Consider the following 13807-nt stretch of genomic DNA (forward strand, 5'->3'; position numbering starts at 1 on the left):
CCGCCGCCGCCCGCGTCCCTCCCGGCGGCGACGGCCGCGCTGTCCGCGATTCCCGCCGCCATGCCGGGGGCGCTCCCGGCCCACCCGGCCGCCGCCCTGCCGTCGTCCCCGGAGTCGGCGCCCGACACCGCCCCGGCGCCCCGCGACGCCACCCTGCCGCGGGAGCCCCGCCCCACGCCCGTCCCGGAGCTCCCGGGCCCGCCGCGGTCGGGCCCCGGCGTCCCGGCGCTCGCGTTCCTCGCGTCGTCGCCGTCCCCGGTCGGTCGGGTCGTCGACGTCCCCGACACCGGTGTCCCCGAGGTCGGCGTCCCCGAGGTCGGCGTCACCGTGGACGCGGGTCCCGCGGACCCGCTCCCGCAGCGCGCCCGGGTCGCCGACCCCGCACCGGCTCCCGAGCACCCGGCCGTCGTGGCCCCGTCCGAGACGCCGGACGAGGCCGGACCGGCCATGTTCACGCCGTCCTCGGAGACCGGGGCCACGCCTACGGCCGGGACCGACGACCTCGTCGTCGGGACGGCCCGCCGCCCTCTGCAGGTGCGCCAGGCGCGGGTCCTGCGGACTCCCGCCCCCGAGGTGCCGCCCGCCCGCGAGCCCGCGGACGAGGTGCGTCGGGTCCCCGACATTCCCGCCCCGCGGACCGGGTCACTGTTCGCCCCCGTGGTGGTGGTCCCGCCGCCGCCCTCGCCGGTCGACGACGACACCACCGAGGTCCCCGCGCCGGTGCCGTACCCGATCATCACCGCCCCGCCCCTCGAGCAGCCCCCGGCCGCGACCGGACCGGCGAGCGCCACGGAGGTGGAGCCCGAGCCGGAGCCCGAGTTGGCCCCGTCCGGGCTGCCGCGCCGGGTCCCCGGCGCCCACCTCGCGGTGCCGGCCCCGCCGCCCGCCCCTGCCCCCACCCCCGCCGGGATCCCCGGCTGGACCACCGAGGTGTCCGTCCTGCGCCGGTTGCTGACCGGGCTGCGCCGCCTCTCCTGAACCGTCCCAGACCCCGACGACCCACCCCGACCGGAGATCACCCATGGCTGACATCGATTACATCCTCAATGCCGCGACGAACATCAAGGGAGCCTTCGCGGTCGCCCTCGTCGACTACGACAGCGGCATGACCCTCGGCTCCCGCGGCGGCAGCGCCGAGTTCGACCTCGACGTCGCGGCGCCGGGCAACTCGGAGGTCGTCCGCGCGAAGTTCGACGTGATGGCGAAGCTGGGCCTGCGCGAGACGATCGAGGACATCCTGATCACCCTCGACACGCAGTACCACATCATCCGGCCGATCTACTCGCGCACGGAGGACGACAAGCTCTTCCTCTACCTCGTGCTCAACCGGCAGCAGGCCAACCTCGCGATGGCCCGCCGCGACCTCAAGATGATCACCCAGCGGTTCGCGATGGACGACCCGACCGCGGCGCCGGCCGAGCCCGGGTACTACCCGCAGCAGGCCGGGCGACGCTGACCCGCCGTCGGTGGCGCGTCATCGCCACGTGACCTGTGTCCGGTCGGACGGGCTGTCGGCGGTTCTCGAATCGCTGCTCGCCGACCGGCGCGTGGTCGCGGCGACGCTCGTCGACGTGGGGAGCGGCTTCCTCCTCGACGCCTGCACCCGCGACGACGGACTCGCCGACCTCGAACTGCTCGGGGCGGCCCACGCCGACCTCGCGCGCGCCGGCGCGACCCTCGCGCCGGGAGGGAGGTCCGTGGTCGTCGAGACCGGGGACGGCCGCGTGCACGTGGTGCACGACGTCCCGGACCCGCACGGCGACCGCATCGCCCTCACGGCCGTCGTGCGGGGGCCGGCGCGGGTCGTCGCGCGGGTGCGGCAGCGGCTGGCCGAGGTGCCGGTCGAGGCGCTGACCGCCGGGCCGACCCTGCAACGCCGCCCCGTCGACGGCCGCTGGGACCTCACCCCGGCGACGCCGGACTCACCCGCCGTGGCGCCCGCCGGCCTCCCGGGTCTCGACCCCGTCCCGTCGCCCGCCGACGCCACGTCCTGGGCCCCCAAGCCGGAGCCCGCACCGTGGGCGGTCGCGATGGTGCCGGTCCGTGCGGAGGACGACGACCCCACGGGGCCGCAGCCGCCGGCCCCGGACCCGGAGGAGACCGGCGAGGAGCCGCTCGCGCTGCCGGCCCACCCCTGATCTGCCGGGTACGGCCCGGACCGCGGGGGCGGGGTCGGCCCGGACCTGCTTCGATGCCGCCATGGAGCACCTGATCCTCACCGTCGACGGCCACACCCCGCAGATCGACCCGTCCGCGTGGATCGCGCCGGGCGCCGTCGTCGCGGGCCGCGTGACGCTCGGGGCCGAGGTCGGGATCTGGTACACCGCCGTCATCCGGGCCGACAACGACGCGATCTCGGTCGGCGCCGGCTCGAACATCCAGGACGGTTCGGTGCTCCACGCCGACCCGGGCTTCCCGTGCACGGTGGGGGAGAACGTGACCGTGGGGCACAAGGCCGTCGTCCACGGCTGCACGGTGGAGGACGACTGCCTGATCGGCATGGGGGCCGTCGTCATGAACGGGGCGACGGTGGGCCGCGGCTCCGTGGTGGCGGCCGGCGCCGTGATCTCCCAGGGCGTGACGATCCCTCCCGGGTCGCTGGTCGCGGGCGTGCCGGGGAAGGTGCGCCGGGAGACGAGCGAGGACGAGCAGGGCTTCACCGGGCTGAGCGCCGCGGCCTACCGCCACCTGGCCGGGGTCCACCGCACGGCCCTCGAGGGCTAGCCGCTACTCCGCCGAGGCCTCGTCCGCCCGGGCGGGAGCGGGCATGGTCTCGAGGATCAGCTGCTCGCCGTGCTCGGCGTGCCGGCGGGCGAGGGCCTCGGCGGCGTCGCCGTCGCGGTCGCGCACGGCGTCGAGGATCGCGGCGTGGTCCTCCCACACCCAGGCGGGGCCGCCGCCCTGCAGCAGCACCTCGCCCATCACCCGCTGGACGTTGCGCCACATCACGCCGGCGCTCTCGGTGAGCAGCGGGTTGCCGGCCGCCTCGACGACGGCGCGGTGGAACTCGACGTCGTTGCGCACCATCTGCGCGAACGCGCGGTCGTCGAACGCCTGGCGCCCGGAGACGACCACGCGGGTGGCGTGGCGCAGCCAGTCGTCGTCGCGCCGGTCCGCGGCCAGGCGGGCGGCCTGGCCGTCGAGGATGGCGCGCAGCTCGTAGAGGTGGCTGACGAAGTCCCGCTCGAGCGGCGTCACCTCGAGCCCGCGGCGGCCGAACTCCCGGACGAGGCCCTGGTTGCGCAGCAGGAGCAACGCCTGCTGGATCGGCTGGCGCGACACGTTGAAGCGTTCGGCGAGCTGCTCCTGGCGCAGCGGGACACCGGTCGTCAGCCGCCCGGTACAGATGTCGTCGACGATCGCCTCGAAGACCTGCTCGGTCCGCGACAGCCTCTCCGGCAGTCCCGCCATCGTCGCCCTTCCGCTGGTGCCCGTGATCGAAGTACCCGGACCGGCCCAGGCTACGCACAGCGACATCTCCGATCGGCCCTTGACTTCTGAATTCAGAATGCCGCATCGTCGGGTGACGCACACCACGTGGTGTGGATCACTCGACGAGGAGGGGCCATGGCGGACCGCGAACCGGTGCCGGTCGCGAACCTGGTGGCGGAGTTCCTGGTCGGACACGGGGTCGACCGGGTGTTCGGCCTGCAGGGCGGGCACATCCAGCCGATCTGGGACCAGCTCGCCCGCCGCGGCGTCCGCATCGTCGACGTCCGCGACGAGGGCTCGGCGGTGCACATGGCGCACGCCCACACCGAGCTCACCGGGGAGACGGCCGTCGCGATGGTGACGGCGGGGCCGGGCGTGACGAACACCGTCACCGCGATCGCGAACGCGTCGGTCTCCCGCATCCCGCTGCTGCTGATCGGCGGCTGCCCGCCGATCCCGCAGTCGAACATGGGCCCGCTGCAGGACATCCCGCACACCGCGATCCTCGAGCCCGTCACCCGGCTCGCGCGGACGCTGCGCAGTGCCGACCAGGTGCTGCGGGAGTTCGACGAGGCCTGGGCCCGCGCCGCGGGCGACCGCGGCGAGCCCGGCCCGGTCTACCTCGAGATCCCCACCGACGTGCTGCGGCGCGACGTGCCGCCCGCGCTGCAGATGCCCGAGCACCTGCGGGCGAAGCCGAAGCGGCGCACGCTGCCCCACCCCGACGACGTGGCGGCCGTCGCGGACCTGATCCGGGCCTCGTCGAGGCCGGCGGTCATCTCCGGCCGCGGCGCGCGCACCACCGACGGCACCGACCTGGTCCGCCTGCTCGACGCCAGCGGCGCGGCCTACCTCGACACGCAGGAGAGCCGCGGCCTGGTGCCCGACGCGCACCCGGCCGCCGTCGGGAGCGCCCGGTCGGCGGTCATGCGTGACACCGACCTGCTGATCACGGTCGGTCGCCAGCTCGACTACCAGCTGGGGATGGGCTCGCCCGCGGTGTTCCCGCACGCGAGGATCGTGCGGATCGCCGACACCGCGAGCGAGCTGATCGACAACCGGCGCGGCGAGGTGGAGATCCTCGCCGAGCCCGGGGCGGCGCTCGGGGCGATCGCCGACGCGCTGAAGGACCACGAGCCCGACACGACGTGGCGCGACGAACTCAGGAACAAACACCTCAAGCGCTCGAACGACTACCGCCGGGGCCTGTCGACCACCGAGGACGGCGGCGACGGGCACATCCACCCGAACCGCATCTTCGGCGCGCTCGACGCCCTCGACCGGGACGGCACCGTCGACCTCGGCGAGGCGGTGATGATCGCCGACGGGGGAGACCTGCTCTCGTTCGCGCGGCTCGGGATCACCCGGTGCGCGCGCTACCTCGACGCCGGCGCGTTCGGGTGCCTCGGCGTCGCGACCCCGTTCGCGATCGCGGCGGCGCTGGCCCGCCCCGACGCCCCCGTGATCGCCGTGACCGGCGACGGTGCCTTCGGGATCACCGCCACCGAGATCGACACCGCGGTGCGGCACGGCGCGCGGATCGTCGTGATCGTCTCCAACAACCGCGCCTGGAACATCGAGCGCTACGACCAGGAGGAGAACTACGGCCTGGTCGCCGGGACGCTGCTCGCCGACTCCGACTACGCCGCGATGGCGCGGGCGTTCGGGGCGCACGGCGAGCGGGTCACCGACGCGGCCGATCTCGAGGCGGCGATCCGCCGGGCGCTCGAGAACGCCCCCGCCGTGGTCGACGTGGTGACCACGCAGGACGCCCCGTCGCCCGACTCCGGGAAGGGGCTCGGTTTCGTCCCCGACTACCAGGCACTCACCCCGTGGAACGACGCCGAGGTCGCCCGGCGCCAGGAAGGGACCTGACATGGAGATGGAGCAGTGGGCCTTCCCGACGAGGTACGACCAGGACTACCTGCCCGACCCGGGGTCGCCGTACTGGTTCCCGGTCCGCGAGACCATGGACCCGGCCGAGCGCGACGCCGCGGTGCTGGTGCGCCTCCGTGAGGTCATGGACTACGCGTACTCCACCTCGAGCTTCTACCGGAGGAAGTGGGACGCGGCGGGGCTGAAGCCGGCCGACATCACGTCGTTCGAGGCCTTCGAGCAGGTCCCGGTGGTCACGAAGGCCGAGATGCGCGAGTCGCAGGCGACCCACCCGCCGTTCGGGGACTACCTGTGCTGCGACGAGTCGGAGGTCCACCACATCCACGGGACGTCCGGGACCACGGGCGCCCCGACGGCGTTCGCGCTCGGGCGCCGCGACTGGGAGGTCATCGCCGACAACCAGGCCCGCATCCTGTGGGGGATGGGCGTGCGGCCCGGCGACACGGTGTTCGTCGCCGCGCTGTTCTCGCTCTACCTCGGCTCGTGGGGCGCGATGACCGCGGCCGAGCGGCTGCGCTGCCGGGTGCTGCCCTTCGGGGCCGGCGCGCAGGGCATGACGGCCCGCGCGGTCACCTGGCTCGCGCGGGTGAAGCCGGCGGCGTTCTACGCGACGCCCTCCTACGCGCTGCGCCTCGCCGAGGTGGCGGAGCAGGAGAAGATCGACCCCCGCGAGTTCGGGCTCAAGGTCATGTTCTTCTCCGGCGAGCCGGGCGCCTCGATACCCACCGTCCGCCGCGCCATCGAGGACGCGTTCGGCGCCACGGTGATCGACTGCGGGACGATGGCCGAGATGACGCCGTTCATGTCGGCGTCGGCCACGGCGGGCACGCCCGACGGGATGCTGCTCTGGCAGGACATCGTCTGGCACGAGGTGTGCGACCCGGCCTCGTTCCGCACCGTGCCCTACGGCTCCGAGGGCACCCCGGTCTACACGCACCTCGAGCGGACCTCGCAGCCGATGATCCGGCTGGCCTCCAACGACCTCACCCGCTGGGTGATGGAGGACAACCCCTGCGGGCGGACCTACCCGAAGCTGCCCGACGGGGTCTACGGCCGCATCGACGACATGATCCACATCCGCGGGGAGAACGTGTACCCGACGGAGGTCGACAACTTCCTGCGCGGGGTGCCCGACTACGGCGGCGAGCACCGCATCGTCGTGCGCCGCACCGGCTCGATGGACGAGATGATCGTCCGGGCCGAGACCACCCTGCCGCCCGGTGAACGCTCCGGTTTCGAGTCGACCACCGGGGCCGGCCTGCAGTCCCTGCTCGGCGTCCGCGTGACCTTCGAGTCCGTCGACGCCCACACCCTCGAGCGCGCGGAGCACAAGGCCCGGCGCGTGGTCGACGAGCGAGAGCACACCCGGCGCTAGGTGCCTACGGCTCGTGAGCACGTCGGGGGCCCATAGCCCCCCGACGTGCTCTCGGGGCCACGCCACATGGAGAGGAGATGCCGATGAACGCCGTCCACACCGAGAGCGGCGCGCCGCTGGGGGAGGCCCCCGCACCCTGGGGGTCCCCCGAGGCCACCGTGGAGCCCGGCGGGGGTGGTGGCTTCTTCGAGACCGGCCGCCCCCGGCTCGGCGGGCTCGAACAGCCCGTGCGGTTCACCGACGCGCAGGCGGCGGTGATCGACGCGCTCGCGGACACGATCATCCCGCCGGCCGCGGGGTGGCCGTCGGCGGGCGAGGTCGACCTCGTCGCCTTCTGCGGGCGCTACATCACCCCGCACGGCTACCGGAACAAGCACTTCCCGTGGGCCGACGCCGACTCGTTCACCGCGGCGCTCGACCGGCTCGGACAGGCGTTCGTCGACGCGGATCCGGCCGGGCGCGCGCGGTCCGTCCAGGCCCTGGAGGACGACGAGGATCCGTTCTTCGAGCAGATCCGCGCGCTCGTCTACTACGGCTACTACTCGCGGCCCGAGGTCGTCCTCGCGATCCGGAGGAACGTGCCGGCGGGCAGGGACTACCACGGCCCGCCGCTGCCCTACGGCTACATCCAGTCCCTCGAGCCGTGGGACGAGACCACGCTCGCGCAGGCGAACGAGAACGGTTCCTACCTCGAGACCGAGCAGGTCACCCGCGTCGACCTGTCCAAACTCACCTGGACGAAGTGAGGCATCCCATGGCCGGCTACGAAGAAGTGGACGTCCTGATCATCGGCTCCGGCCCGGGCGGGGCGGGCGTCGCCTACGAGCTCAAGGACACGGGCGCGAGGATTGTCTGCCTGGAGCAGGGGCCCTGGGTCACGGCCCCGGAGCACCCGCACTACCACGACGAATGGGAGATCGAGAAGCAGCGCGGCTGGGCCTACGACCCCAACGTCCGCCAGCTCCCCGAGGACTATCCGGTCACCGGGACGACGACGCCGTACATGATGAACAACGTCGGCGGCTCGACCGTGCACTACGCGGGGCACTGGCCGCGCTACAAGCCGGTCGACTTCCGCAAGGGCACCGAGCACGGCCTCGAGGGCACGATCGACTGGCCGATCTCCTACGAGGACCTCGCGCCGTTCTACGACCGCAACGACGCGATCTACGGCATCTCCGGGCTGATCGGCGACCCGAGCTACCCCGACCGCAAGAACGCCCAGCGCGACCCGATGGTGCTCCCGGGCAAGCTCGGCCTGAAGTACGCGAAGGCCTCCCGCGACCTCGGCTGGCACTGGTGGCCCAGCGACAACGCGATCATCACCCGGCCCCGCGAGAACCGCGAGGCCGACGTGGGCATGGGCAACGAGCTCTCCGGCAGCCCCACCGGCTCGCTCTCGACCCCGGCGCACGCGCACTGGCCCTACAACGTCCGCGCCGGCGTCGACCTGCGCACGATGGCCCGGGTCGAGACGATCACCGCCGAGGGCGGGAGGGCGACCGGGGCGGTCTACATCGACCGCACCACCGGGAACCGGCACGAGATCCGGGCGAAGATCGTCGTGCTCGCGGCGAACGGGATCGGGTCACCGCGCCTGCTGCTGCAGAGTGCGCAGAAGGGCCACGAGAACGGCCTGGCGAACTCGAACGGCATCGTCGGGAAGTACCTGATGCACCACGTGTTCTCGTTCTGCGACTCGTGGTTCGACGAGCCCGTGGAGGGATTCAAGGGCTCGTTCGGTTCGCCGATGTACTCGCACGAGTTCTACCACACCGACATGGACCGCGGATTCGTCAACGGATTCGGCATGCAGGTGGCGCGGTCGTTCGGTCCGTCCTACGCCGCGATGGGTACGCACACCGGCTACACCGCGCCGTGGGGGGAGAAGCACCGCGACTTCTTCCGGAACCATTTCGCGAACCACCTCATGGTGTTCATGTTCGGCGAGGACCTGCCCGTGGAGACGAACGCGGTGACCCTCGACCCGGAGGTCACCGACTCCGACGGCATCCCCGCGGCGCACGTGAACTACGAACTGCACCCGAACGACATCGCGCTCGCGAAGTACGGCATCGAGAAGATCTTCGAGGCCACGCGGGCGGTCGGGGCGGTCGAGACCAACGACACCGGCGTGCTCTACCCGCCGCCGGCCTGGCACCTCATGGGTACCTGCCGGATGGGCAACACCCCGGACGACTCGGTGCTCAACAAGTGGTGCCAGACCTGGGACCTGCCGAACCTGTTCGTCGTCGACGGCTCGACCCTGACCACGGGCGCCGCCGTCAACCCGACGTCGACCATCGGCGCCCTCGCGGTGCGGGCCGGGGAGTACATCAAGCGCAACCACGACCACATCGTCAGCCAGAGGACGACGCCGTCGAACGCGGACGCCCCGACGATGTGACTACGTCTCGTGAGCACTTCGGGAGGCTATAGCCCCCCGAAGTGCTCACGAGGGCGCAGCCCACAACCCGTAGGGTCGCTGACGTGACGCACACGGTGACCGACGACGACACCGCGAAGGCACTGGGCAGCGGGGACGTGCCCGTGCTCGGCACCCCCCGGCTCATCGCGTGGCTCGAGGCGGCCACCGTCGAGGCCGCGAAGCCGAAGCTCGCCGATGGCCAGACCACCGTCGGCACGGCCGTCCGGGTCAAGCACCGCCGCCCCACGCGGATCGGCGGCACCATCGACGTGACCGTCAAGCTCACCAGCGGTCCCGACGAGAAGGGCCGTCTGGGCTTCAGCGTCAAGGCGGTCGACGGCGACGGGGCGACCGTGGCCGATGGCGAGATCGACCGCGTGGTCGTCGAGCGGCTCGGCGCCTTCCGCTCCTGACCTGGCGTCCGCCAGCGACCAGACGTAGCCGACCGGTCCGCCTTGATCCCGGCCTTGGCCCGGGTCACCTCGACGGTTGGTCCTCGGGGCTGGGGCGACCTATCACGATCTCCGCAGCGCGACACACGATCCGGCGGAACTCGCCGGGTCGGCCTGCAGGAGGGCGATCCGACGCCACTGCTCGAGAACGTACTCGAGCCGGGTGAGGTCCAGGGTCTGCCGGGCGTCATCGAGCGCCGCCTCACGCCTCGACGAACTTCGGCCGGTCCTCTGGGAGGAAATAGAAGCGGACCGTGGCCGGGGAAGCCCCGGGGCGCAGCGGGTGAGGGCCGTAGCCACCTTGACCGCGGAGGTGCTCAGCACCCTTGAGACGGGAACGAAGGGGACCGACAGCAAGGGTCAGATCGAGCAGTGCCTAGACGACCGCCGTCGCTCATGCTGAATGACATCTCCGCAGGGGACTCTGCGCGAGGTACCCGAGAAGGAGTAACGAGCAGGTCCGAACGGGCGATAGGACGGGCACGGTTGACGCGCCCGACGACACCCAGGGGAACGCATGGCAGGCATCGCGATGGCCGCGGCGAGTATCGCGACTGTCCTGACTGTGGGCCTCGCGGGCGCGGTGACCTACGCCGCGCTCGAGGGAGATACCGCCCAGATCATCCGCGTTATCGACGGTGACACGTTTGAGGCAGCGGTCGACGGCAATCGGCAGACGGTTCGGCTGCTCAACGTCGACACCCCGGAAACAAGACATCCCGACGAGGCGGTTCAGTGCCTCGGACCCGAAGCGACGGACTACCTCGCTTCGGTGCTCGCGCCCGGTGACACGGTCACCCTGACCTACGACGAGCAGCGACTCGACGCCTACGGTCGCGTCCTTGCTGGAGTGCGCGAGGACGGCGATCTGATCAATGCGGAGATCGCGCGGCGAGGTCTTGGCGTGGCGAAGCTGTACGAGCCGAACGGTCGGTACTACGGCGAGGTGCTCGATGGTCAGCAAGAGGCCGAGGCGGAGGGTGTCGGCCTCTACTCACCGAACATCGCCTGCACACTGCCGGCCCGAGTGGTTGCCGTCGAGCAGATGGAGGCCGTCGCAATCCCCGTGACACCCGAAGCGATGGACGGGACGGCCGCACACCTTGCCGGTTCAGCCGCGAGTGCGGCGGCGGTCCTTGAGTGGTTCAACCGGTCGCACATCGGTCTCGCCTGGGAGGCGTTCACCGCCGACGGTCGGACCACGCTGCGTCAACGTGTAGCCAATGCAAGCGACCGGATGCGAAGTTCTGCTGGAGATTGGTCGTCTCGGGCGACAGTCGTACGTGCACAGCAGGCTGAGGCGATACGGGTCGCCGAGGCGGAGCGGGTGCGCCTGGAGCTGGACCGTGCACGCGTGGAGCAAGAGGCGCGCGACGCTGCAGACACACAACGACGTGCCGAAGCGGCCGCACGGTCCGAGAAGCAGCGTGTCGAGGCCGCCGCACGGGCCGAACAAGGACGTATCGAGGCCGCTGCACGGGCTGATCGACGTCGAGCAGCAGCCGCCGAGGCGGACGCCGCTCGTCGTGCGCCCTCGCCAGCCCCGAAAGCCAGCTCCCGGCCGTCCCCGAGCTCGTCCGGACAGGGCTCATACCCGGGTTACAACGGCCCGCGCTGCTACGCGCCTGGCGGAAAGACCTGGCGTCCCTGCTAACCCCGTCAGACCCCAGCTGCACTGACACGTCACCGAGGACCACAGTGACAGTGGAGACTGTTGGTCACTCAGCGTCAGACACAGATGAAGGTGCCGAGGCGCGCCCGCCGCCCGCGGCGGTCGTCGTAAACTCGCGGCCGTGGCAGGGCGGATCCGGGACTCCGACATCGTGGAGGTGCGCGACCGCAACCGGATCGACGAGGTGGTCGGCGAGTACGTCGCGCTGCGCCCCGCCGGCCCGGGCTCGCTGAAGGGCCTCTGCCCCTTCCACGACGAGAAGTCGCCGTCGTTCAACGTCCGGACGAGCCACAACACCTGCCACTGCTTCGGCTGCGGCGAGGGCGGCAGCGTCATCGACTTCGTCATGAAGATCGAGCAGCTGGGGTTCGTCGAGGCGGTCGAGAAGCTCGCCGACCGTGTCGGGTTCCGGCTGACCTACGAGGGCGGCGGGTCGAGCGTCCAGCGCGACCGCGGCACCCGCAGCCGGCTGCTCGCGGCGAACAAGGCCGCGGCCGACTTCTACGCCCGCGAGCTCGCGCAGCCCGGCGAGGCGCAGAAGGCCCGCGAGTTCCTCGCCGAGCGGGGCTTCGACCAGGCGGCGGCCGAGGCGTTCGGCTGCGGGTTCGCGCCCGGCGGCTGGGAGAAGCTGACCAAGCACCTGCTGGGGGAGGGGTACACCCTCGACGAGCTGGAGAAGGCCGGGCTCTCGGTCCCCGGGCAGCGCGGGCACCGCGACCGCTTCCAGCGCCGGCTGCTGTGGCCGATCCGCGACCTGGGCGGCGACGTCGTCGGGTTCGGCGCGCGGCGGCTGTTCGACGACGACCGCATCGAGGCCAAGTACCTCAACACCCCCGAGACGAGCGTCTACCACAAGTCGAAGATGCTGTTCGGGCTCGACAAGGCCAAGCGCGACATCGCGAAGAGCCGCCAGGCGGTGATCGTCGAGGGCTACACCGACGTCATGGCGATGCACATGGCCGGGGTGCCCACGGCGGTCGCGAGCTGCGGCACGGCCTTCGGCGACGACCACGTGGCCGTGCTGCGCCGCCTGCTGCTCGACGACTCGTTCGACCGCGGCGAGGTCATCTACGTCTTCGACGGCGACGCGGCGGGCCAGGCCGCGGCGCTCAAGGCGTTCGACGGCGACCAGCAGTTCTCCGCGCAGACCTACATCGCCACCGCCCCGGAGGGCATGGACCCCTGCGAGCTGCGCCAGGCCCGCGGCGACACCGCGGTGCGCGACCTCGTGGCCCAGCGCTCGCCGCTGTTCACCTTCGCGATCCGCTCGATCCTCGACGACTACGACCTCGGCACCGTCGAGGGCCAGACCGCCGCGCTGAAGCGGTGCGTCCCGCTGGTCGCCCAGATCCGCCAGATCGAGCTGCGCGACGGCTACGCCCGGCGCCTCGCCGGGTGGACCGGGTGGCCCGACGAGGCCACGGTGGTGCGCCGGGTGCGCGAGACCGCCGGCCAGCCCGTCGACCCGAAGGCCCAGGGGTCCCGACGACGCGTGCGGGCGGTGGATCCGTCGCCGGGCTCCGACGGACCCGAGATGCCGAACCGCACCGACCCGCGCCTGCGCGTGCAGCGCGAGGTGCTCAAGGCGGCGCTGCAGGTCCCGGCGCTGGCGGGCCCGGTGTACGACACGCTCCCCGAGGACGCGTTCGGCCACGAGGGCTACCTCGCGGTGCACCGCGCGATCCTCGCGGCGGGCGGCACGTCGACCGGGTTCTCCGGGTCGCAGTGGGTCGCGGCGGTGGCCGCGGCGGTCAACCCGCCGGGCTACGGCCGGCTGGTGGCCGAGCTCGCGGTGGAGCCGATGCAGTCGCGCGAGGCCGACGACCACCGCTACGTGTCCTCGATGCTCACCGCGCTGCAGGGCGCCTTGGTGGAGCGGCAGGTCGCCGAGATCAAGGGTCGGCTGCAGCGGATCTCGCCGGTCACCGACGCCGACGAGTACCACGAGCTGTTCGGCGACCTCGTGGCGCTCGAGCAGTACAAGAAGGCGCTGCGCGACCAGGCGATCGGCGGGCAGTGGTCGGCATGAGGTTCACCGACCGGCTCACCGCCGTGCTGCTCGGCCGTGAGCCCACGCCCGACGGCTTCACCGGCACCCTCGAGGACGAGGAGCGCGTGCTCGCCGACTCGCGCACCCGCGCCGGCGAGGTCGTGCTCGCGACCGACCGCGGCCTGTGGGTGGGCGACCGGCGGATCGCCTGGCACCTGGTCTCGAAGGCGACGTGGGCGAACGGCGCGCTCGTGGTGGTCGAGGCGGTCGAGTCGGCCCGGCACGGCACCGTCGTGGTGCTCGCCGACGCCCCACCGCTGCGCCTGCCGCTGCCCGAGCCCGGCAAGGTCCCCGAGACGGTGCACCGCCGGGTCACCGGGGTCATCCACTCGCGCCAGCACCACGACCTGCCCAGCGGCGGCGCCTGGTTCGTCCAGCGCCGCACGCCCGAGGGCATCCTGCTGCACGTCCGGCCCGACCCCGGCACCGATCCCGACGAGGTCCGCGTCCTCGCCGAGGGCGTGGGGGAGAAGCTCCAGCGGCCCGATCCGGCCTGAGCCGG

Annotated in this window: 13 protein-coding genes and 1 pseudogene; 12 read left to right on the forward strand and 2 right to left on the reverse strand. The window is 72.5% G+C overall.

Annotated elements, in window-relative coordinates:
• The 4 genes and pseudogenes from ACFPBZ_RS27255 to ACFPBZ_RS27270 all read left to right on the forward strand — a co-directional run.
• A pseudogene (locus ACFPBZ_RS27255) lies at positions 1-978 on the forward strand (hypothetical protein); the annotation flags it as partial.
• Positions 979-1021: 43 nt separating this feature from the next.
• Positions 1022-1456, forward strand: coding sequence for a hypothetical protein (locus ACFPBZ_RS27260; RefSeq protein ID WP_378039262.1), 435 nt, complete (start codon positions 1022-1024; stop codon positions 1454-1456).
• 28 nt (positions 1457-1484) lie between these two features.
• Positions 1485-2138, forward strand: coding sequence for a hypothetical protein (locus tag ACFPBZ_RS27265; RefSeq protein ID WP_378039263.1), 654 nt, complete (start codon positions 1485-1487; stop codon positions 2136-2138).
• A gap of 61 nt (positions 2139-2199) precedes the next feature.
• Positions 2200-2724: a gamma carbonic anhydrase family protein gene (locus tag ACFPBZ_RS27270; RefSeq protein ID WP_378039264.1), complete on the forward strand. Its 525-nt coding sequence runs from the start codon at positions 2200-2202 to the stop codon at positions 2722-2724.
• A gap of 3 nt (positions 2725-2727) precedes the next feature.
• On the opposite strand, the gene ACFPBZ_RS27275 is transcribed toward ACFPBZ_RS27270, so the two are convergent.
• A complete protein-coding gene (locus ACFPBZ_RS27275) occupies positions 2728-3411 on the reverse strand; it encodes a GntR family transcriptional regulator (protein WP_378039265.1) in 684 nt (227 codons plus the stop codon).
• Between the two features lie 156 nt (positions 3412-3567).
• Between ACFPBZ_RS27275 and ACFPBZ_RS27280 the strand changes: the two genes are divergently transcribed.
• From ACFPBZ_RS27280 to ACFPBZ_RS27300, 5 genes are all read left to right on the forward strand, one after another.
• Positions 3568-5307, forward strand: a complete 1740-nt coding sequence (locus ACFPBZ_RS27280; RefSeq protein ID WP_378039266.1) for a thiamine pyrophosphate-binding protein — start codon at positions 3568-3570, stop codon at positions 5305-5307.
• 1 nt (position 5308) lies between these two features.
• Positions 5309-6703 (forward strand): phenylacetate--CoA ligase family protein, encoded by a 1395-nt coding sequence (locus tag ACFPBZ_RS27285; RefSeq protein ID WP_378039267.1) that lies wholly within the window; start codon positions 5309-5311, stop codon positions 6701-6703.
• An 83-nt stretch (positions 6704-6786) separates the two neighbouring features.
• On the forward strand, positions 6787-7449 hold the full coding sequence (locus tag ACFPBZ_RS27290) for a gluconate 2-dehydrogenase subunit 3 family protein (RefSeq protein WP_378039268.1): 663 nt from the start codon (positions 6787-6789) through the stop codon (positions 7447-7449).
• Positions 7450-7457: 8 nt separating this feature from the next.
• Complete coding sequence (locus ACFPBZ_RS27295) at positions 7458-9110, forward strand: GMC family oxidoreductase (RefSeq protein ID WP_378039269.1); 1653 nt, start codon at positions 7458-7460, stop codon at positions 9108-9110.
• An 83-nt stretch (positions 9111-9193) separates the two neighbouring features.
• A complete protein-coding gene (locus tag ACFPBZ_RS27300; protein ID WP_378039270.1) occupies positions 9194-9544 on the forward strand; it encodes a thioesterase family protein in 351 nt (116 codons plus the stop codon).
• Positions 9545-9646: 102 nt separating this feature from the next.
• Here ACFPBZ_RS27300 and ACFPBZ_RS27305 read toward each other — a convergent pair whose 3' ends face one another.
• A complete protein-coding gene (locus ACFPBZ_RS27305) occupies positions 9647-9907 on the reverse strand; it encodes a DUF6247 family protein (protein WP_378039271.1) in 261 nt (86 codons plus the stop codon).
• Positions 9908-10100: 193 nt separating this feature from the next.
• Between ACFPBZ_RS27305 and ACFPBZ_RS27310 the strand changes: the two genes are divergently transcribed.
• From ACFPBZ_RS27310 to ACFPBZ_RS27320, 3 genes are all read left to right on the forward strand, one after another.
• Positions 10101-11237, forward strand: a complete 1137-nt coding sequence (locus ACFPBZ_RS27310) for a thermonuclease family protein (protein WP_378039272.1) — start codon at positions 10101-10103, stop codon at positions 11235-11237.
• Positions 11238-11376: 139 nt separating this feature from the next.
• The gene (gene dnaG / locus ACFPBZ_RS27315; RefSeq protein WP_378039273.1) at positions 11377-13284 is read left to right on the forward strand and encodes a DNA primase; all 1908 of its coding nucleotides are present in this window, start codon (positions 11377-11379) and stop codon (positions 13282-13284) included.
• A complete protein-coding gene (locus ACFPBZ_RS27320; RefSeq protein WP_378039274.1) occupies positions 13281-13802 on the forward strand; it encodes a hypothetical protein in 522 nt (173 codons plus the stop codon). Before dnaG ends, ACFPBZ_RS27320 begins: the two co-directional genes overlap by 4 nt.
• Positions 13803-13807: the final 5 nt, after the last annotated feature.

It is taken from the genome of Actinomycetospora atypica (genome assembly GCF_042653685.1).
GTDB lineage: Bacteria > Actinomycetota > Actinomycetes > Mycobacteriales > Pseudonocardiaceae > Actinomycetospora > Actinomycetospora atypica.